General features: G+C 38.3%; 23 protein-coding genes. 16 read left to right on the forward strand and 7 right to left on the reverse strand.

Going from position 1 to position 20,589, the window contains the following annotated elements; genetic code table 11:
• Positions 1–82: 82 nt before the first annotated feature.
• From sppA to PZE06_RS11080, 7 genes are all read left to right on the forward strand, one after another.
• Positions 83–1,093 (forward strand): signal peptide peptidase SppA, encoded by a 1,011-nt coding sequence (sppA, locus tag PZE06_RS11050; RefSeq protein ID WP_150915726.1) that lies wholly within the window; start codon positions 83–85, stop codon positions 1,091–1,093.
• A 45-nt stretch (positions 1,094–1,138) separates the two neighbouring features.
• Positions 1,139–1,603 carry an RDD family protein gene (locus tag PZE06_RS11055; RefSeq protein ID WP_225310677.1) on the forward strand — a complete coding sequence of 155 codons (465 nt, stop codon included), beginning with the start codon at positions 1,139–1,141 and terminating at the stop codon, positions 1,601–1,603.
• Between the two features lie 90 nt (positions 1,604–1,693).
• Positions 1,694–2,389: a DUF2953 domain-containing protein gene (locus tag PZE06_RS11060; protein ID WP_150915727.1), complete on the forward strand. Its 696-nt coding sequence runs from the start codon at positions 1,694–1,696 to the stop codon at positions 2,387–2,389.
• Positions 2,390–2,404: 15 nt separating this feature from the next.
• On the forward strand, positions 2,405–2,872 hold the full coding sequence (ytfJ, locus tag PZE06_RS11065; RefSeq protein WP_150915728.1) for a GerW family sporulation protein: 468 nt from the start codon (positions 2,405–2,407) through the stop codon (positions 2,870–2,872).
• A 171-nt stretch (positions 2,873–3,043) separates the two neighbouring features.
• Entirely contained in the window at positions 3,044–3,544 is a 501-nt protein-coding gene (tpx, locus tag PZE06_RS11070; protein ID WP_150915729.1) for a thiol peroxidase, read from the forward strand.
• Positions 3,545–3,695: 151 nt separating this feature from the next.
• Positions 3,696–4,679, forward strand: coding sequence for a class I SAM-dependent methyltransferase (locus tag PZE06_RS11075; RefSeq protein WP_150915730.1), 984 nt, complete (start codon positions 3,696–3,698; stop codon positions 4,677–4,679).
• Between the two features lie 605 nt (positions 4,680–5,284).
• Positions 5,285–6,472: an acetate kinase gene (locus PZE06_RS11080; protein ID WP_150915731.1), complete on the forward strand. Its 1,188-nt coding sequence runs from the start codon at positions 5,285–5,287 to the stop codon at positions 6,470–6,472.
• A 28-nt stretch (positions 6,473–6,500) separates the two neighbouring features.
• Here the strand turns inward: PZE06_RS11080 and PZE06_RS11085 are convergent, their stop codons facing one another.
• From PZE06_RS11085 to modA, 3 genes are all read right to left on the reverse strand, one after another.
• Entirely contained in the window at positions 6,501–7,142 is a 642-nt protein-coding gene (locus PZE06_RS11085) for an ATP-binding cassette domain-containing protein (RefSeq protein WP_150915732.1), read from the reverse strand.
• A 5-nt stretch (positions 7,143–7,147) separates the two neighbouring features.
• Complete coding sequence (modB, locus tag PZE06_RS11090) at positions 7,148–7,834, reverse strand: molybdate ABC transporter permease subunit (protein WP_150915733.1); 687 nt, start codon at positions 7,832–7,834, stop codon at positions 7,148–7,150.
• A gap of 79 nt (positions 7,835–7,913) precedes the next feature.
• Entirely contained in the window at positions 7,914–8,720 is an 807-nt protein-coding gene (modA, locus tag PZE06_RS11095) for a molybdate ABC transporter substrate-binding protein (RefSeq protein WP_150915734.1), read from the reverse strand.
• A 191-nt stretch (positions 8,721–8,911) separates the two neighbouring features.
• Here modA and PZE06_RS11100 point away from each other — a divergent pair, with 191 nt between their 5' ends.
• The 3 genes from PZE06_RS11100 (at position 8,912) to PZE06_RS11110 (ending at position 11,260) form a co-directional block, all read left to right on the forward strand.
• Positions 8,912–9,844: a helix-turn-helix transcriptional regulator gene (locus tag PZE06_RS11100; RefSeq protein ID WP_150915735.1), complete on the forward strand. Its 933-nt coding sequence runs from the start codon at positions 8,912–8,914 to the stop codon at positions 9,842–9,844.
• Positions 9,845–9,914: 70 nt separating this feature from the next.
• On the forward strand, positions 9,915–10,751 hold the full coding sequence (locus PZE06_RS11105; protein WP_150915736.1) for an EcsC family protein: 837 nt from the start codon (positions 9,915–9,917) through the stop codon (positions 10,749–10,751).
• The gene (locus PZE06_RS11110; RefSeq protein WP_150915737.1) at positions 10,748–11,260 is read left to right on the forward strand and encodes a MogA/MoaB family molybdenum cofactor biosynthesis protein; all 513 of its coding nucleotides are present in this window, start codon (positions 10,748–10,750) and stop codon (positions 11,258–11,260) included. The genes PZE06_RS11105 and PZE06_RS11110 overlap by 4 nt, the downstream gene beginning before the upstream one ends.
• Positions 11,261–11,499: 239 nt before the next feature.
• On the opposite strand, the gene PZE06_RS11115 is transcribed toward PZE06_RS11110, so the two are convergent.
• Positions 11,500–11,976 (reverse strand): GNAT family N-acetyltransferase, encoded by a 477-nt coding sequence (locus tag PZE06_RS11115; RefSeq protein ID WP_150915738.1) that lies wholly within the window; start codon positions 11,974–11,976, stop codon positions 11,500–11,502.
• Between the two features lie 29 nt (positions 11,977–12,005).
• On the reverse strand, positions 12,006–12,320 hold the full coding sequence (locus PZE06_RS11120) for a hypothetical protein (protein ID WP_150915739.1): 315 nt from the start codon (positions 12,318–12,320) through the stop codon (positions 12,006–12,008).
• A gap of 250 nt (positions 12,321–12,570) precedes the next feature.
• Between PZE06_RS11120 and PZE06_RS11125 the strand changes: the two genes are divergently transcribed.
• Positions 12,571–13,776 (forward strand): argininosuccinate synthase, encoded by a 1,206-nt coding sequence (locus PZE06_RS11125; RefSeq protein ID WP_150915740.1) that lies wholly within the window; start codon positions 12,571–12,573, stop codon positions 13,774–13,776.
• Entirely contained in the window at positions 13,773–15,152 is a 1,380-nt protein-coding gene (gene argH, locus PZE06_RS11130) for an argininosuccinate lyase (protein ID WP_150915741.1), read from the forward strand. The genes PZE06_RS11125 and argH overlap by 4 nt, the downstream gene beginning before the upstream one ends.
• 122 nt (positions 15,153–15,274) lie before the next feature.
• Here the strand turns inward: argH and PZE06_RS11135 are convergent, their stop codons facing one another.
• Positions 15,275–15,724 carry a universal stress protein gene (locus tag PZE06_RS11135; RefSeq protein WP_150915742.1) on the reverse strand — a complete coding sequence of 150 codons (450 nt, stop codon included), beginning with the start codon at positions 15,722–15,724 and terminating at the stop codon, positions 15,275–15,277.
• Positions 15,725–15,834: 110 nt separating this feature from the next.
• Here PZE06_RS11135 and PZE06_RS11140 point away from each other — a divergent pair, with 110 nt between their 5' ends.
• The 3 genes from PZE06_RS11140 (at position 15,835) to PZE06_RS11150 (ending at position 17,998) form a co-directional block, all read left to right on the forward strand.
• The gene (locus PZE06_RS11140; RefSeq protein ID WP_191963219.1) at positions 15,835–16,002 is read left to right on the forward strand and encodes a hypothetical protein; all 168 of its coding nucleotides are present in this window, start codon (positions 15,835–15,837) and stop codon (positions 16,000–16,002) included.
• 288 nt (positions 16,003–16,290) lie between these two features.
• Positions 16,291–17,409 (forward strand): alanine dehydrogenase, encoded by a 1,119-nt coding sequence (ald, locus tag PZE06_RS11145; protein ID WP_150915743.1) that lies wholly within the window; start codon positions 16,291–16,293, stop codon positions 17,407–17,409.
• Between the two features lie 34 nt (positions 17,410–17,443).
• Entirely contained in the window at positions 17,444–17,998 is a 555-nt protein-coding gene (locus PZE06_RS11150; protein ID WP_150915744.1) for a GNAT family N-acetyltransferase, read from the forward strand.
• 243 nt (positions 17,999–18,241) lie between these two features.
• Here PZE06_RS11150 and PZE06_RS11155 read toward each other — a convergent pair whose 3' ends face one another.
• Positions 18,242–19,336 carry a M24 family metallopeptidase gene (locus tag PZE06_RS11155; RefSeq protein WP_150915745.1) on the reverse strand — a complete coding sequence of 365 codons (1,095 nt, stop codon included), beginning with the start codon at positions 19,334–19,336 and terminating at the stop codon, positions 18,242–18,244.
• A gap of 418 nt (positions 19,337–19,754) precedes the next feature.
• Between PZE06_RS11155 and PZE06_RS11160 the strand changes: the two genes are divergently transcribed.
• Positions 19,755–20,435 carry a metal-dependent hydrolase gene (locus PZE06_RS11160; protein ID WP_150915746.1) on the forward strand — a complete coding sequence of 227 codons (681 nt, stop codon included), beginning with the start codon at positions 19,755–19,757 and terminating at the stop codon, positions 20,433–20,435.
• Positions 20,436–20,589: the final 154 nt, after the last annotated feature.

Raw genomic sequence — 20,589 nt, forward strand, 5'->3', positions numbered from 1 at the left:
GATAACGTAAATAAAAATGAGAAATACGTCCATTTTGTGGCAAGGCTTTTTTTGTGACAACGATGAAAAAGGAGGAAAAATTATGACAGGAAAGCGTTGGGCTGCATTGGCAATTGCTGGTGTGCTACTGTTCTTTTCGATTGCGATAAATGCATTTTCAGCTTTTGCATTTAGTAATTTCGGAAGTAATTTTGAAGAATTATTAGGTGTTTCAGAGGAAATGTTTGCAGAGGAGATTATCGAGTCTGGAGATGCTTTGAATCAAATTGCCGTTCTCGATTTAAATGGTACGATTCAAGATACTGGGGGAGCAACTTCTATTTTTACAACAGAAGGATATAATCACAGAAATTTTATGGATAAGCTTGATTATGTGAAAGATAATAAGTCAGTTAAGGCTGTTATTCTTCGTGTTAATACTCCAGGGGGCGGCGTTGTAGAGAGTGCAGAAATCCACGATAAAATAGTGGAGATTCAATCTGAAGCCAACAAGCCTGTGTATATTTCGATGGGATCGATGGCTGCATCAGGCGGATATTACATATCGGCTCCGGCTCACAAAATATTCGCTAGTCCTGAAACATTGACAGGTTCTTTAGGAGTGATTATGCAAGGCTACAATTTTGCCGGTCTTGCTGAAAAATATGGGGTTGAGTTTGTCACCATTAAGAGTGGACCTTACAAGGATATTATGAGTTCAACAAGAGAAATGTCAGAAGAAGAGCGAGAAATTCTCCAATCGATGATCGATAACTCGTACGAAGGCTTTGTTAAGGTTATTGCTGAAGGAAGAGGAATGACAGAAGCTGAAGTTAAGAAAATTGCGGATGGACGAATTTATGATGGTAGACAAGCAAAAGAAGTCGGATTAATTGATGATTTTGGTTATTTTGCGGATGTTGTTGAAGCCGTCAAAGAAGAACAAAAATTAAATAATGCTCAAGTAGTGAAGTATACTGAAAGCTTTGGATTCGGTTCATTATTTAGTTTCGGGGCACAAAAATTAATAGGGGGAGAACACGAGTTAACTAGCTTGCTCAATCTTTTAGGTCAAACTCATTCCCCACGCCTAATGTATTTATATGCGGAGTAGGGGGGCTGAACATTGGAATCTAAAGACATTCAGGTAGAAAAACAAATCACTGAGGACAAAGAAGAACGTGTTGTACCTCATGAGAAAATAAATGGAAATGTTCGCTATGCCGGATTTTGGATGCGATTTTGGGCGTATCTCATTGATTTATTAGTGATTGGCAGCATTAATCGTATTCTTATTTACCCAGTATTCCGCAGTCTCGATCTTAGTCTGCATGATTCGAGTATGTTTGCGCCCATCTCCATTTTAACAGCGATTACGTTCTATGCTTATTTTGTCCTAATGACGAAATTTTTAGGGCAAACATTAGGAAAAATGATCTTTGGATTAAAAGTCGTCGACTTAAACGGAAAGAAATTAAGTTGGGGGGCGATCTTGTTCAGAGAGTGGATCGGTCGCTTTATTTCAACGACAGTGTGGATTTCATATGCCGTCGTTGCTTTCTTACCAAAAAAACAAGGCTTGCATGACTTGTTCGCTGATACTTCGGTCGTACATGAACGATAGCCTAATCATTAATCTTAAAATAAACCTGCTCATGCAGGTTTATTTTTTGTTTGTTCGTCGATAATGATAGGCTGAAAGGTTGTGAAGGTGATGATATGGGTTTTCATTGCTTTAGCGGTCATTATGGTACTAATCATTGCTATTTTGTTTTTAAAATTAATAGTCATAATTGATTATTACCATAATAAGGATGACGATCGTTTAAAAATTACGTTTAAAACTTTTTTTGGACTTATAAAGTATAAAATCAATGTTCCAGTAATAAAAATAGCCGATGATTCTCCTGCTCTAGTGATCAAAGAAAAAATTGAAACGGGTCCTAAGGAAAATGATCAAAATAAGGATACAAAGCAATTTTCAGCAGAAGAAATGTTACATATCTTCCAGGACATGGAACATTTGGTTAAGCATGTCGTCGGACTTCATAGTATTATCCGTTCTTTTTTTAAGAAGATCACAATGTCAAAATTGGAATGGAAAACGACTGTCGGTGTGAGCGATGCTGCCTATACAGGTATGCTGACGGGCTTATTTTGGACAGTTAAAGGCAGTCTTGTGGGATTTCTCACTTCACTTCTTAAAATGAAAACATTGCCAAATTTAATGATTACACCGGATTTTAATCGAACATTAAACGAAACTTCATTTAGATGTATGATTCATTTTCGGATCGGGCATGCTATTTTTGCAGGAATTAAACTACTTAAATTTTGGAAAGGCGGAAAACCGCACTTCAAAACAAAGCCATTATCCATTTTGTCTGGTAATAAGGCAAAATCCGTATAAAAGGGAGGAAGTAAAATGTCCGATCATCCAATTCAAGGCTTAATGACTACTGCAATGGAAAACCTCAAAGAAATGATTGATGTAAACACCATTATTGGAGACCCTGTTGAAACTCCTGATGGAAGTGTAATTTTAACAGTGTCGAAAGTTGGGTTCGGCTTTGCGGCTGGAGGTAGTGAGTTTATTCTAGATAGCAGTTCAAAAGATGACAGCCAGTCGAAGCATCCGTTTGGTGGAGGTAGTGGTGGTGGTGTTTCTATTACGCCAATTGCTTTCTTAATCGTCAATGCTAAAGAAGTTAAAATGGTGCATTTGGATGAAAGCACACATCTATACGAGAAAATTCTTGATTTGGCTCCACAAGCTGTAGATAAAATACAGCAAATGTTCTCAAATAAAAATGATTCTGGTCAAAAATCTGGGCAAGATGGAGAATATCAAAATCCAGAGTATGGCGGACCGAAAAAAGACTTAGAGCTTTAAAGATAACTTTTAAGTTAACTCCCTTTTCAGGGGGTTAACTTTTTCGTTTTCCGTGCTTAAATTGAATGTAAAACCAAGTTAAAAATTCTTTCAATAGTTAATATTTGCAAAATAGATTATGAATCGTTATGATTTACACTGTACATATGATGTTAAGGAGGATGAGCCCATATGGCAGCGGTCACTTTTAAAGGAAACCCAGTTACACTTGTTGGTACAGAAGTAAAGGTTGGCGACAAAGCACCGAATTTTACTGTTTTAGCAAATGATTTATCTCCAGTTACACTTGAGGATGCAAAAGGTCATGTTCGATTAATCAGTGTAGTGCCTTCTATCGACACCGGAGTTTGCGACGCTCAAACTCGCCGTTTCAACGAAGAGGCAGCAAAGCTTGACAATGTTAAAGTATTAACAGTAAGTGTAGATTTACCTTTCGCGCAAAAGCGCTGGTGCGCAGCAGCAGGAATTGATAACGTTCAAACTGTTTCTGACCATCGTGATCTTTCTTTTGGAGAGGCATACGGTGTAGTCATGCAGGAGCTAAGATTATTAGCACGTTCTGTTTTTGTTATTGATTCTAATGATATTGTTACTTATGTGGAATATGTAAGTGAAGGAACAGATCATCCAAACTATGAAGCAGCGATTGAAGCAGCAAAAGCAGCGAAGTAATTTAGTGACAAGACCTCGAGCTTTTTTACGAGGTCTTGCTTTCTTTTTCTTCGGTTTTTAATGTCCCCTTCCCACAACTTTCCACAGCTCTTGTACAAGTAGTATAATCCCGGGTAGAATAGAGAAATAAGATGACGAGGAGGAATGCATCATGAAAATCTCTCCCGTAGAGGATTTGTTTTCAGTCATTAACGATACGGCCGTGATTTTGCAGGAGGAATTATCGCTCACTTTTTTAGAAGCTTTAGCAGAGACGGGTGAGAATATTTTTCAGGAGGCCATTTTACAAGAAGAAATCAGTGAACTAAGTAGAAAAAGATTAAAGAAAAGTTATGAGTCGCTCACATTAGCTCGATTTTCGGTTGAAGAAATACGGAAATCTTTTCAATTAGCGATTTTAAAAGGGATGAAGGAAAGTGTTCAGCCAAATCACCAAATGACGCCCGATGCGGTAGGAATGCTTGTCGGATATTTAGTTAATAAGTTTGTAACAAAACCTTCTTATCGTTTATTCGATCCAGCGATTGGAACTGGAAATTTACTTACTACTGTCATTAATCAGCAAGAGGGAAAAGCGATTGAAAGTATAGGGATTGAAATTGATGACTTGCTAATTAAATTAGCGTATATTAACGCCAATTTGCAGCAACATCCAATTCAACTTTATAATCAAGACAGTCTCGAACCACTCTTTATTGAACTTGCTGATGCAGTCGTAAGTGATCTGCCGGTTGGATACTATCCAAATGATGTGCGCGCTGCTGATTTTCAATTGAAGTCAGAAAACGGACACTCCTATGCTCACCACCTTTTTATTGAGCAAAGCATCAAATATACGAAAGAAGGAGGCTATTTATTTTTCTTGTTCCCGAATGGCCTATTTGAAAGTGAAGAAGCTCCGAAGCTACATGAATTTTTAAAGGAACATGCCTATATCCAAGCGATCTTACAGCTTCCTTTAACGATGTTTCGCCATGAAAATGCAGCGAAAAGTGTATTAATTTTACAGAAAAAAGGAGAGCAAGCAAAAGCTCCTAAACAGGTGCTTTTAGTCAATCTTCCAAGTCTATCAAATGGACACCAAGTTGAAAAAACTTTACAAAAAATCGACCAATGGATTAGGGAAAATAAATAAGTGCTTAAAAGGACCGCTGACAAAATGTTTTTCAGTGGTCTTTTTAGATCTGAACATTCTATCATTCGAACAATCAAGGAGGAAAACAGTGAAGTGATTCCAGATGGCTGGCTATAGGTTTGGCCAGTTGATGAGAGGAACCTGAGGAAGGAAAGTTAGTTACTCCTGTATTGGACCTGAAGTATAGGAGAGCAGCGAGAAGAAAGTCTGAATAGGAGTCGCATTCCGGAAGCAAGGGAGAAGTAAGAAGCATGCCCAAATCAGAGTCGTATTAGACAGGAAGAGAAAGGTGAAGCCAGAAGACTGTCCGAATCAGAGTCATATTGAACCAGAAGCGCAGGGAGTGGACAATCCGAATTGACGAATATTCGGACCGTTAAAGTGAGCGCTACCTAACCTATATTGTGAAATGTTCACAATGTTTGCAGATTAGTTTTTATAATCAGAATATATTTACTTTAACCTGAAAACGGTATCATTTTATTCTTGACCTTGAATTGTTCAAATGACAATGATTAAATGGGGAATTGAGAGATAGAAATAAGCTTACTTGAACAAAATAAGTAAGAAATACATATTGACGTTAAGTTAAAGGAGCGGAAACGATGGCAAAAGTAATCGCAATTAATGCAGGCAGTTCATCTTTAAAGTTTCAATTATTTGAAATGCCTTCAGAAGAAGTCATTACAAAAGGGTTAATTGAACGAATCGGGTTAAAGGATTCAATTTTCAATATAACAGTTAATGGTGAAAAACAAACGGAAACAACGGATATTCCTGACCATAGTGTAGCTGTTAAAATGTTATTAAATAAATTGACTGAAACAGGCATCATTCAATCATTAGACGAAATTGAAGGAATTGGTCATCGTGTTGTGCATGGTGGGGAAGAATTTGCAGACTCGGTTTTGATTACAGAAGAAGTACTACAAAAAATTGATAATCTTTCGGAATTAGCTCCTCTTCATAATCCAGCTAACGTTACAGGCATTCGAGCATTTAAAGAAGTGCTTCCGAATGTTCCAGCTGTAGCGGTTTTTGACACGGCATTTCATCAAACGATGCCAGAAAATTCGTTTCTTTACAGCCTTCCATATGAATACTATGAGAAATATGGTATCCGTAAATACGGTTTCCATGGTACTTCACATAAGTATGTTTCAGAACGGGCTGCAGAAATGTTAGGACGTCCGCTTGAACAATTACGTTTGCTTTCTTGTCATTTAGGTAATGGTGCGAGTATTGCAGCAATTGAAGGTGGAAAATCAATCGATACATCAATGGGATTCACTCCACTAGCAGGTGTGACAATGGGAACTCGTTCAGGTAATATTGACCCTGCCCTAATCCCTTATATTATGGAAAAAACAGGTAAGACAGCGGAAGAAGTATTGGATGTTCTAAATAAGAAAAGTGGTATGCTAGCTGTTTCTGGCTTCTCTAGTGATTTACGTGATATTGAACTAGAAGCTGAGAAAGGAAATGAGCGTGCTGAGTTAGCACTAAAGGTTTTTGCTGACCGTATTCATAAATACATTGGTTCTTATGCAGCTAAAATGTATGGAGTAGATGCGATTATCTTTACTGCAGGAATCGGTGAAAATAGTGCAGCTATTCGTGAAAGAGTATTACAAGGTCTAGAATTCATGGGTGTATACTTCGATCCAGCTTTAAACAAAGTGCGTGGCGAGGAAGCTTTTATCAGTTACCCACACTCTCCTGTAAAAGTCATGATCATCCCAACAAATGAAGAAGTCATGATTGCAAGAGACGTTGTAAGATTGACTCATTAAATAAACAAATGAGAAAAGCAACTTTTTCCTATTGTGAAAAGTTGCTTTTTATTTCTTCTGAAATTTGCCCCTTATTAATTTTATAGATGCGGTCAGCCATTTTTTGGGCTTCTTGATAATCATGGGTGACCATGATCACAGGAATATTCCAAGTTTGGTGGAGTCGTAAAAGCTCATCCTGGCATTCTTGACGAATATGTTGATCCAAGGCGGAAAAAGGCTCATCCAATAAAAGTAGTTGGGGTTTCGTAGCCAAAGCTCGTGCAAGGGCGACTCTTTGTTTCTCTCCACCGGAAATCTGTCTTGGATATTTTTCCATGAGGTGTCCAATTTCTAATACTTCTACTAATTGATGGACGAATTCTTGCTCTCTCGCACCATAATAAATATTCTTTTTTACTGTCATATGTGGAAACAAGGCATAATCCTGAAACAAGTATCCGATATTTCTTTTTTGAATCGGGACATTCTCTTTTTTGTTTTTAAAAAGCGGTATATTGTTTAAAGTGATGGTTCCGCTGTCAGGAGTCGCAAGCCCTGAAATACAATTTAAAATGGTTGTTTTTCCAGAGCCAGATGGGCCGAACAAAATGACGATTTCATTTTCTGCTTTCAATTGCACATCAAGTTCAAAAGAAGATAATTTTTTTCTGATTTCTAAAAAAAGCATATTCATTACCTCTTGTTATTTATTTCTGAAAATCGTAATATGTTTCGTTTTGTCCACCAATTTAGCCACATAATCGAGCTAAAACCGAGGAGAACGATAATGATAACCCAAAAAGTAGCAGCTTCCATATTGCCTGATTCCACAGCAAAATAAATCGCTAGTGGGATCGTTTCTGTTTTATTTGGAATATATCCAGCTATCATTAACGTTGCCCCAAACTCACCTAGTGCTCTGGCAAATGTTAACACGGTTCCTGCTAAGAGACCAGGGAATGCAAGAGGAAATGAAATCGTCCAAAAAACTTTCCATTTTGAGGCTCCCATGGTTAAGGCAGCATTTTCAATATTGAGATCAAAGTTTTGAAAAGCAGCCGAAGCGCTTTGATACATTAACGGAAAGGAAACAACAACGGATGCGATTACGGCCCCAATCCATGTGAAAACGATTTGAAAGTTAAACCACTCGAGCAATAGACTGCCAATTATGCCGTTTTTGCCGAATAAATACAGCAAACCGAACCCGACGACAGTCGGGGGCAATACCATCGGTAGGAGGATAATCGATTCCACCACATTCTTTCCTGGAAACGAATTTCGGGCAATGATTCTTGCCAAAAAAATACCGATGATGAAGACGATGATGGTCGCGATGCTGGCAATCTTTAAAGATAATAATAAGGGTGTATAGTTCATTTCATGCATTCCTTTTATTTTTTATACATAAAACCATGTTGTTGAGAAACGATACTGGCATTTTACGTTGTAAAAATACCTATTTGATAAATCCAAATTGATTGAGGATGTTTTGTGCTTCTTCTGTTTGTAAAAATTCAATAAATAGTTTTGCACTGTCGGCATTTTTGCTGTCTGCTGTTACAGCTGCTGGATAAATGACAGGCGTATGCCAATCTGAAGAAGCTTCAGCAATGATTTTAACTTGATCAGAAATGGAGGCATCACTTGAGTAAACAATGCCTAGTTCGGTATTGCCGGACTCCACATAAGTTAGCACTTGGCGAACATCCTTGGCAAGAATGAGATGTTTTTCTAGATCCTCCCATTTATTTAGTTTAGTCAGCACTTCTTTGGCGTATGTACCTGCAGGCACGCTTTCAGGGTTTCCGATGGCCAGATCCCCAATTTCTGCGGGAATCAAATCTTCAAAGGAAGAAATCGTCAAGTTATGATCTTTTTGACTAATTAGCACAAGTTTGTTCCCAGTAAAATCGACTCTTGTTTCTGGGAGAATGAGGCTTTCTTTTTCCAGTGTATCCATCCACTTTTGATCAGCTGAAAGAAAGGCATCAGCAGGAGCTCCTTGTTGAATTTGCTGTGCAAGAGTTCCGGAACTACCATAATTGAAAGAGACATCGATGTTTGAATACTCATCTTCAAAAGCTTTTTCTATTTCTGTCATGGCATCTGTTAAGCTTGCTGCAGTTGAAATTAATAATTCAGTATTATCTTGCTGATTCGTATTTTCTGTTGGTGTGTCATCACTTGCTTCTTGATTATTACATCCCACACCAACGATAAGAATTAGTATAAAAATCATACCAATCTTCCATTTGTTTTTCATCTAAAAATCCTCCCTGGTAAGTTAAGTTAGCGATATCTAAATAGATTTAAATTGTGAGAAAGTCTATTTGGAACGCCGTTAAATATATCTAAATATAAATAGTTATAATTAGATATATTAAGTATAATTCTGAAAGTTGCTTCCGTAAATGATAAAATAAGAACAAAAGATGAATTCTCGGAGGAAATGTCATGCCATTAGAAGAATCTTATACAACGGAACAAATAGCGCAAATATTAAAAGTCTCTAAACTAACGGTCTATGATTTGATTAAGAAGGGAAAACTTCCTGCCTACAGAGTGGGTAGACAAATGCGAGTGGATGCATCAGATTTAGAGAAGTATAAGAATAAAGCGAAGGGAATTCCTTTACCTGAGCAAACTTCTGGAGCAGAGACAAATGCTAGTCTTAGTCAATCTTCCGTTCGCTCTATTATTATTAGCGGTCAAGACAATAGCTTGGATTTGTTGACGAAATACATTGAGAGGGAATCCGCACAGTTTCGTCCGCTCCGATCCTATGTGGGGAGTTTGGAAAGTTTAATTTCTATGTATAAAGGTGAAGCAGATATTGTAAGCACCCATTTGTTTGACGGTGATACTGGCGAGTACAATATCCCTTATATTAGGAGAATTCTTGTAAGTAATTCTTTTATTGTCGTTAATTTGATTTGCCGTAATGCTGGGTTTTACGTTGCAAAGGGCAATCCAAAAAACATAAGAGATTTTCATGATTTACTTCGAAGTGATGTGAGGATCATTAATAGGGAAAAAGGTTCTGGTGCGAGGATTTTACTTGATGAGAAATTAAGAGGTGCCGGAATAAGTAGGGAGCAGATTCGAGGTTATGGAGACGAAGAAACGAGCCATCTAGGGGTTGCTGGTGTTGTTTCGAAGCAGCATGCAGATGTTGGAGTAGGAATTGAAAAGGTAGCCCATTTTGTTGGACTTGATTTCGTACCGCTCACTAAAGAGAGATATGATCTCGTGATGCTGAAAACTGAAGCTAATCATCCATTAATTTCGTCGATATTAAAAATTCTGCAGTCTTCTAATTTGAAGGAGGAACTGCAATCGATTGGTTATGATGTGTCGTGTACAGGGAAAATTATCTATGAACAGTAGGAGGGTTCGTTTAGTGTGATGTTATGGCTATGCTATACTAAACTGGAAGCTGATCCAAGGAGGTCAATAAATGTTATCAGATAGAGAACAAACGCTTTTAAACAGTATTAAAGACTGGGAACAGAGTTTGTATCAATATGAAACAAATGATTTCGTCTTAGCCTATGAAAAATATGTTGAGCGGGCGTTTGCACTCCTTCCTGAGCAAACGCAGCAGGAATTCTTTTCTGTTGTCGATACATGGCTTTTTCATTTACATGCCCTCATCCAAGGTAGTCAAATCCAGCACGATGCGAAGGAAAGAATTTTATCTGCAGGGCGCGTATTCAATGAAAATATTCAGCAGCTTGAGGATTTGAGGCAGTTAACCATCGCTCAATTGCAATACATAGCGCAGCAGCAAATTGCGCGTCACCGATTATATTCGTTTGCACAAGGGGGATTATCAGGAACTGGAGGACCTATTCTTCTTGGTACAGATATTCCCGCGATAGCGGTCATTAATATTCGTTCTGTCCAGTTAATTGCAATGACTTATGGTTATGAGGTAAACCGTCCGTTTGAAATGATGACATCGTTAAAAGTCTTTCATGCAGCTACTCTCCCAGCAAGATTGCAAGGACAGGGGTGGGATAAATTGATGAATGAACTTCAATCGACAAACGAGTATTATTTTTATGAAGGCGAAGAGGATTTAACTGATTTTGCATGGCTTGAGCAGCCGTTAAGGCAAATCCTTAAAGCCGTAACGATTCTTCTGTTTAAAAATAAAAAAGTTCAGGGAATTCCTATTATTAGTATGGCGATTGGTGCAGGTACGAACTATCAGTTAACAAGAAAAGTCACTGATTTTACACATAAATATTATCAAATGCGGTTTCTAATGGAGAAGGAGAAAAACAGATGAGTACGATTGAACATAAAAAAGAAGCACCGGACAAAGTTAGATGTAAAGTTATAACGGTTAGTGATACGCGGACAAAGGAGACCGATAAGAGCGGGCAAACGATGATTCAATTACTGGAGGCGGCAGGTCATATAATTGTTGATTATACGATTGTGAAAGATGAGAGGGAGCCCATTCGCGATGCTGTTCTTCAGGGCTGTGAGACAGCAAATATTGATGTGATTTTAACAAATGGTGGGACGGGAATTGCGAAAAGAGATGTGACAATCGAAACGGTTCAAGAATTGTTTACAAAAGAAATCAGTGGCTTTGGTGAACTTTTTAGAATGTTGAGCTATCAAGAGGATATTGGTTCTGCAGCGATTCTATCCCGTGCTATTGCTGGTGTAGTTCAGAACAAGGCTGTCTTTTCTACACCAGGATCTACCGGAGCTGTTAAACTGGCGATGAACCGTTTAATTCTTCCTGAGATTGGTCATGTTGTCCGAGAACTTCATAAAGATCTTTAAAAGGGACAGCGTAAAGCCGCTGTCTTTTATTATGGGATAGGATTTATTTTTGAGGTCTTACCAACTTCTTGTTTCCTTTCGAAAGATAAGTCAACCGAAGGGGGGTGCACTGCAGGTTGACTTTATCGAAAGAACAGGCCTTTCTTAGTTTGTAAGGAAACCTGCTTCGAATTATCCTCACACGAACCATTTGAGCTTTAATTGTTCCTAATGCATCTGTTACTAGAATAGGCAGTTTTTTAATTATCTACTAACATCAACTCCCATTTCTCTTCGATAAGTTCTTTATTGGAAAGTATTCGCATTTGAGTTTTCTTTAATTTAAACCCAAACCTCTCATAAATTCTTCTTGCTGATTTTAGTTCACTATTCGTCCAAAGAATAAGATTTTCAAATCCTTTTTCTCTGCTAAAGTTAATAGCTGTTTCGACTAACTTCTGGCCGTACCCTGTACCGCGAACAATGGGGTCAACTAGAAATAAACCCAGTTGTGCAATAGTGTCATTAACCTTTTTAATACTGATGGAACCACTTTGTTTCCCATCAATTTCTAAAATGAAAATATCTTCGTTAGAAGCTGCCCGTTCAATAAAGCCATTAACATTTTCTTCTATAAACTTTCGAAAAGAAAGGTCGTATCCAAATTCGCTTTTATATAAATCATAATGAGAATTTACAATGTAGTCTTTATCTTCTAATCTATATTTACGTATCATTTTTTGCCTTTTACCCCCTTTTTTACATATTATTGATGTACCTTGCTGCCGATATCTTGATGGGTGCGGTACCACAGCCAAAGATCATTAATAATTGATGCAAGCTCCGCAATTTCACTATTAAGTTGGCAGGAACGTTCGAAATTCCCCTCATCAGAGAGAGCTGCTTGCTTTTGATTGATGATTTTTTCAAGTTCTGCAATTCTGTCCGGAATTTTCCCTCGTATTTTTTCCCAATTAAAAAGGATTGCTTGTTGATTTTCCACAGAGTAATCTTCCCAAGATTGACTGAGATGAGGGATTGGTATTCCTAAGCGGTTGTCTTGCCTAAAAAATTCATTCATACGACGCATGCCCCCAAAACGCTGCTTTTATTTACTATTAATCTATATTCTACAACACTTAAATAAAATCTTCCATCGGCTTAACATTTAGTGAAAATATTAATTTTTATACAAAATGAAGAATAAGTATTGAAATGTATCATGAATCTTGGTAAATTGGTTAACAAGGAAAAGAATAAAAATATAAACAAATGAATATTTATTCGTTTTTTAACGTTATAAATTCGTTTCTTAAGGGAGGACATCTTTTATGACAAATCAAAAAGTGGTATTAGCATACTCTGGAGGATTGGATACCTCTGTTGCGATTAAATGGTTGCAGGATCAAGGATATTCCGTTGTTGCATGCTGTTTGGATGTGGGGGAAGGCAAAGATTTAGATTTTATTAAGGAAAAAGCATTGCAAGTCGGAGCAGTAAGCTCCTATGTGATTGATGTAAAAGAAGAATTTGCTACTGAATATGCATTGGTGGCTCTTCAAGCACACGCGCTTTACGAAGGCAAGTATCCATTGGTTTCCGCTTTATCACGTCCACTTATTGCAAAGAAACTCGTTGAGATAGCTGAAAAGGAAATGGCAGTTGCTGTTGCTCATGGCTGTACCGGAAAAGGGAACGATCAAGTCCGCTTTGAAGTTGCGATTCATGCATTAAATCCGGAGCTTAAGGTTCTCGCACCAGTTCGTGAATGGAAGTGGTCACGTGAAGAGGAAATTGAATACGCGAAGCAAAACGGGATTCCAATTCCGGTCAATCTTGATAGCCCGTATTCGATTGACCAAAACCTTTGGGGGAGAAGCAATGAATGTGGGATTTTGGAAGATCCGTGGGCAGCTCCGCCTGAGGATGCTTATGAATTAACAACAGGTTTAGAATATACACCGGAATCTCCTGATTATGTTGAAATTGAGTTTGAACAAGGAGTGCCAGTTAAATTAAATGGTAAATCTTATCCACTTTCACAGCTAATATTAGAATTAAATATTCTTGCAGGCAAGCATGGGGTCGGTCGAATTGATCATGTGGAGAACCGTTTGGTGGGAATTAAATCACGCGAAGTTTATGAGTGCCCTGGCGCAATGACATTAATAAAAGCCCATAAAGAGCTGGAAGACTTAACGCTTGTGAAGGAAGTGGCTCATTTTAAGCCGATCATTGAAAAGAAAATAACAGAAGTAATTTATGAGGCGCTATGGTTTTCGCCGTTAACTTCTGCTTTATTGGCATTCCTAAAAGATACGCAAAAATTTGTGACAGGGACAGTAAGGGTGAAGCTTTTTAAAGGTCACGCTATTGTTGAAGGCAGAAAGTCTCCGTACTCCCTATATGATGAGAAATTAGCAACCTATACGAAAGAGGATGAATTTGACCACAGTGCCGCTGTTGGCTTCATTCAATTATATGGCTTACCAACAAAAGTACAAAGCATGGTGCAAAACAAGAAGGTGACAGTGTGAAGAAACTTTGGGGTGGAAGATTTACAAAAACAGCAGAAGAATGGGTAGATGAATTTGGAGCATCTATCTCGTTTGATCAGGAGCTCGTGTTAGAGGATTTGGACGGTAGTCTCGCTCATGTTGCCATGCTTTCGCAATGCGGAATTATTTCCGCTGATGATGCAACCCTTATTACAAAAGGGTTGCATTCCTTGAAGGAAAAAGCGGAAAACGAGCAATTGCAATATTCAGTGAAGCTGGAAGACATTCACTTAAATTTGGAGAGTCAGTTAACGGAAATGATCGGTCCAGTCGGTGGAAAGCTACATACGGGTAGAAGCAGAAATGATCAAGTAGCAACTGATATGCATCTTTATTTACGTAAACAGACAGAGAATATCATTGATCTCATTGAAGAAATGCAAGGAGCACTTCTAACCCAAGCAAAAGCCCACGTTGAAACAATCATGCCGGGGTATACTCATATGCAGAGAGCACAGCCAATCTCCTTTGCACACCATTTAATGGCGTATTTTTGGATGCTTGAACGGGACAAAGAGAGATACCAAGAATCTTTGAAAAGAATTAATCTCTCTCCACTCGGTGCAGGTGCTTTGGCAGGTACGACTTTTCCGATTGATCGGGAGCTTACAGCTGAACTGCTTGGTTTTAATGGGATATATGAAAATAGTTTAGACGCTGTCAGTGATCGCGATTTCATTTTGGAGTTTTTATCGGCTAGTTCCATCTTAATGATGCATCTCTCCCGCTTGGGGGAAGAAATAATTCTTTGGTCTTCCCAGGAATTTCGTTTCATTGAATTGGACGATGCTTTCTCAACAGGCAGCAGTATTATGCCTCAGAAGAAAAATCCGGATATGGCTGAATTAATCCGCGGCAAAACGGGGCGAGTCTACGGGAACCTAATGGGACTCCTTACCGTCTTAAAAGGACTTCCACTTGCTTATAATAAGGACATGCAAGAGGATAAAGAAGGCATGTTTGATACAGTAAAAACGGTGACAGGTTCGTTGAAGATTTTCGCTGGTATGATTGAAACGATGAAGGTACATCATGCACAAATGGAGTCTGCAACTAAAAATGATTTTTCAAATGCAACGGAATTGGCTGATTATTTATCTGGCAAAGGAATTCCCTTTAGGGAAAGTCATGAAATCGTTGGACAGCTTGTCTTAACATGTGTAAACAAACAATGCTATTTAGCTGATTTAACATTGGCGGAATTTAAAGAGGCGCATCCTCTATTCGAGTCTGATATTTATGAAGTGTTAAATCCGGTAACAGCAGTAAAGCGAAGAAATAGTGCTGGCGGGACTGGATTTGAGCAAATACGACTGGCATTGCAAAAGGCTGAGGCCAAATTAAAAGCACGCTAAAATGATTTAGCGTGCTTTTAGGCTGCCATTAAACGTTATTTCGCCTGCTCTGGCTGACGCGACAAACGTTTTTAATCAGCCTGAGGGTCATTATTTTTGAAGATCTCCACAATCTTTAAGCCTTATTCGTCTTTTTCAGTGCGGATGATCATGACATCACATGCTGCATGTCTCGCGATATGCTCTGAGACGCTGCCAATTAAAAATCTTTCGACAGCATTAAGTCCTGTCGCCCCACAAATAATTAAATCAACTTGATATTTTTTGGCAATGTCCTTTGGAATTTTTACTTTAGGAGATCCGTACTCAACAGTGAAGGTTACCTCTTTCACTCCAGCATTTAATGCTGTTTTTTTGTAGTTTTCCATAAGCTCTGTAGCAAACTTATCCGCTCTTTCAACAATAGTCCGGTCATATGCTTCTACTGTTGCAAATGTACGTGTATCGATAATATGTGCCAGAACAATTTTAGCATTGTTTCTTTTAGCGATTTCAATCGCTTTTTTAAATGCCCATTCTGCTTCAGTTGAACCATCAACTGCAACCAATATGTTCTTATAAGTGAGACTCATATTTATCTCCTCCTTTACCTTTATTATACAGCCCCCTTTTATGAATATCTGTAACAAAATTTCGAAAAATAATATTGTCAGTGAATCTTATAAGAGGGAGTTGAATTGAAGTGAAAAAAGAACCGAAAAAAGCTCTACACTTTGATTACGATGAGCAAGGAACTGAACAAGTTAGTGAACAGATTATGAACGCTTATAACAGCGGTGTTATCGATCAAGCGGATGGCCATTACGAGACATTAAAAGCTGAATCAGAGCAAGAAGATGAAACGAAGTAATCCTGTTTTTTTAGAATCGCTTTGTTAAAATTTAGTAATTCGCCCTTTTTATCATAGCCTAAGCTTCCAGCACGAAAAGGAGTCAAAGCCTGTTTTATTAACCATTTTGTTTGACAAAGCTTTCAGAAAAGGAGAGGTGCAAACATGGCACTTCTTCTTTTTAACTTATTTTACATTTACAATTGGCGCATCCTTATTATTAGTATTGTTCTCTGAAAAGAACTTTATTCTTTATCCTCTAAGGTGTATAGTAGAATCGGATTTGTGAAATATCAGGAGGGAAAAAGGATGCGAATTGGGGTACCGAAAGAGATTAAAAACAATGAAAATCGCGTTGCTATGACGCCGGCTGGCGTTGTTAATCTAGTAAACTATGGTCATGAGGTATATATTGAAACAGATGCTGGTCTCGGTTCAGGATTTACAGACTCAGATTATATGAATGCGGGAGCCACCATCGTAAGTACTGCAGAGGAAGCGTGGTCAAAGGAAATGGTCATGAAAGTGAAAGAGCCTCTTCCGTCTGAGTACACTTTCTTCCGTGAAGGGTTAATATTATTTACATATTTGCATTTGGCAGCTGAACCAGAGTTAACAAATGCTTTATTGGAAAAGAAGGTTGTTGCGATTGCATATGAGACGGTTCAACTTGCAAACAAGTCATTGCCGCTTTTAACACCAATGAGTGAAGTAGCTGGACGAATGGCTGCTCAAGTTGGGGCGCAATACTTAGAGAAGGTGAATGGTGGAAAAGGGATCCTACTTTCTGGAGTGCCTGGAGTAAAGAGAGCGAAAGTTACCGTTATTGGAGGAGGAGTAGCAGGGAAAAATGCTGCAAAGGTTGCTGTTGGTCTCGGTGCGAATGTGACGATCATTGACTTAAATCCAGAACGGCTTCGCCAATTAGATGATATTTTTGGCAGCGATGTGACTACGTTAATGTCGAATCCATATAATATTGCGGAAGCTGTAAAAGAATCCGATCTTGTTATTGGTGCCGTATTAATTCCTGGCGCTAAAGCTCCTAAACTCGTAACAGAGGAAATGATAGAGTCAATGTCACCGGGTTCAGTTGTCGTAGATATCGCGATTGACCAAGGTGGTATTTTCGAAACGACGGATCGCATTACAACACATGATAATCCTACTTATAATAAATATGATATCGTTCACTATGCGGTTGCTAATATGCCTGGTGCAGTGCCACGGACTTCAACGATTGCTTTAACGAATGTGACCGTCCCTTATGCACTTCAAATTGCCAATAAAGGATATCGCGAAGCATGCTTAAATAATGATGCATTATTAAAAGGAATTAACACATTAGATGGATTTGTTACCTATGAAGCAGTGGCATCATCCTTAGAATTAAATTATGTTCCGGTACGGGAGCTTCTTAATAAGTAACCATACTTATTTTATGAATAAGAGGATGATTTAGATGATTAACCTAAGTAATAAACCAACGATTGAGGGGAAAAAAGTGATTTTAAGGCCTTTTAAAGAGAAGGATTTTCCCCTCATAGAAGAGTGTGTAAAAGATCCAGAAGTCATCAAACTGACAGGAAGCAGTGCAAATTTTGATCAACAGTTATTTCATCATTGGTATCAAACAAGAAATGAGCAAAAAGATAGACTGGACCTTGCTGTGGAAGATAAACGACAAGCAAATTTAGTTGGTGAAGCAGTCATTAATTTATATGATCAAAAAAACCATAGCATGAATTTCAGGATACTAATAGGTCCAAGGGGGAGAAATCGAGGCCTTGGAACGGAAGCGACGCAGCTTATGATCGATTATATCTTTCAAAACACTGATTTAAACTTTTTAACATTAAGTGTATATGATTTCAATCCGAGGGCTAAACATGTGTATGAAAAAGTTGGCTTTGTCACGGAGAGTGTTGATCGAGGCGAGTTACAATTTGAAGGGGTAGCAATTGACTCTATTAATATGAAGCTGACTAGAGAAAATTGGCTGCTGCGAAGCTTTTAAAGACTTCTGTTATATTTGTTCTCATTTGAAGGATGAATGTGGTGATTTAGAAAATCATGTTTGCATCCGCTTTTGTATCAGTGCAGAATAGCTGCGCTGATTCTTTCAATGCTAGCAGAACTGAGTCAAAAACTGCATTCAATAGTCAAGGCAAAAGGATAGATAAAGAGGATGAAAAGAACCTGTTATCTATCCTTTCATTTGGCATAACTGATTTTAAAATCTATTTCGACTGCAAACAGTTTATGAAATAATTTGCAGCTCTTTTGGAAACTTAGTGAGAATTTCCACTCCGTTTTCTGTGATGACGACATCATCTTCGATGCGTACGCCAGCAACTCCTGGGACATAGATACCTGGTTCAATCGTAAAGACCATTCCCTTTTCTAGCAGGAGATCATTGGTTTCTGTTAAAGAAGGATATTCATGTACGCTAATTCCTAATCCATGTCCAAGTCGATGCGGGAAGTAATCTCCATACCCAGCCTTATCAATAGTACTGCGCGCAGCTAAATCAACCTCTGAACATTTAATCCCAGGTTTGCTAGCTGAGATTGCTGCTAACTGTGCTTTTAAGACAGTATCATATATCTCTTTTTGTTTGTCATTTATGTCTCCCAAAGCAACCGTTCTAGTGATGTCGGAACAATAACCATCGACGACAACCCCTAAATCAAAGAGAACGAGATCCCCTTTTTGAATTTTCGTGAGTCCTGGATTACCGTGTGGTGAGGCTCCGTTTGCACCTGTCAAAACCATTGTTGAAAAGGACATAGCTGTAACGCCTTTTTTCTTTAAGGCAAATTCAATTGCTGCTAGAACGTCCAATTCTGTTTTTCCTTCCTTGATTTCCGAACAGCCCACTTCAATTGCGTAATCGGCTAATGAACAGGCTTCACGAATAGTAGCAAGCTCTTTTTCATCTTTTATTAGTCGCAGCGTTCTTAGCTTATTTTCAGCAGAGATAAATTGACCGTTGGAAAAGAGCTCAGATAGGATCTCAAATCTTTCCACATTGAGATGTTCTTTTTCAATGGCAATTCGGGTGATCTTCTCAATTCGTTTATAGACAGCATGTTTGACAAGCTCCCACGGATTTTCAATATCACTGTATCCGATGATTTCATGACTCCATCCTGTCTTTTTGGCATCCTCTTTTTCCATCGCTGGACAAATTAAGAATGGCTCCGCATCCTGAAAAACAGCGACTCCAAGCAATCTCTCATGCGGCTCACTATAAAATTGACTTAAATAAAAAACGCTTTCTGTTGAAGTAAGAAAGGAAAATTGAATATCTTCTTCTTTCATCCACTCAGAAAGTTTAAGTATACGCTCCATGAAAACATCTCCCTTATTTTGGTCTAATTTAAAGTTAGCAACTTCGAAGGGGATTGTAAACTTTTTCGAGTAAATAATTGAGCTCAACTGAAACACTTTAAATGTGTTTGTTATGTATGGCTATGAGCTAGTTGTGCTTTTTCTCATTTTACACATGTCACTTGCTTGATAATTATTCTGCAAGAGTCTTTCATATAGTGGAAGTTCTAACGATTTTTACGGCATTATGCTTAAAAGGGGAAGGTGTGTGGAATACTTGCTGTTATTTTGCTAGTCTTTTTTAGCATGAATATTGTTCTTATCAGCAAAGTTCATTTTAAAAATCAAGAATAGCCTATAAATTTTTAAAGAGCAGCAGGAATGAACCGATATTTGTTGAAATTAGAGTAGATGGATAATAAGGAAGGAGAGAGTATGAATGAAGATTTCCTACCACGGACATGCAGTAGTTAAAGTTGAAACGAGTGGCAAAACGATTTTAATTGATCCGTTTATTAACGGAAATGGTCTGACCGACTTAAAGGTGGATGAGTTAAACCCGGACTATATTATACTCACACATGGCCATAATGATCATGTAGGAGATACGGAAGAACTCGCACGAAAGAGCGGTGCTCTTATAATAGGCAGTCCAGAATTAGCAACATATTTCCACTGGAAAGGACTTAAAACGCATGGTATGAATATTGGCGGCAGTTATGAATTTGATTTTGGCAAAGTTAAATTTACACAAGCCTATCACTCAACTGGGTATGAAACAGCCGATCAACAAATTCTCTATTTGGGAATGCCGATGGGAGTTCTTTTAACGATTGATGGCAAAACGATTTATCATGCTGGCGATACCGCACTCTTTTCAGATATGAAGCTTATAGGTGAAAGACACCCAATTGAGTTGGCTTTCTTACCTATTGGTGATAATTATACGATGGGACCGGAGGATGCGGCATATGCAGCCCAGCTGCTTGGTGCTAAAACAGTTGTCCCTATTCATTACAATACTTTTCCGGTTATACGACAGGATCCATATCAATTTGTAAGCATGTTACCAAGTGAGCAAGGCAAGGTGCTTGAGCCTGGACAAGGGATAAAGTGGTAAAATGAAGCGTAGCTGAACTGCTACGCTTCAGTTTGTCGACAAAAGGGGTTCGGAATGGTCACATTCCGAACCCCTTTTAATGATTTTCTTAAGTTTTTCCCTATTTTGAGGTATTTTGACCTCTTCTTAATCTCATCTACTAGGCCATTTCTGG

The organism is Robertmurraya sp. DFI.2.37, from assembly GCF_029211245.1.
GTDB classification, from domain to species: Bacteria; Bacillota; Bacilli; order Bacillales; family Cytobacillaceae; genus Robertmurraya; species Robertmurraya methanolica_A.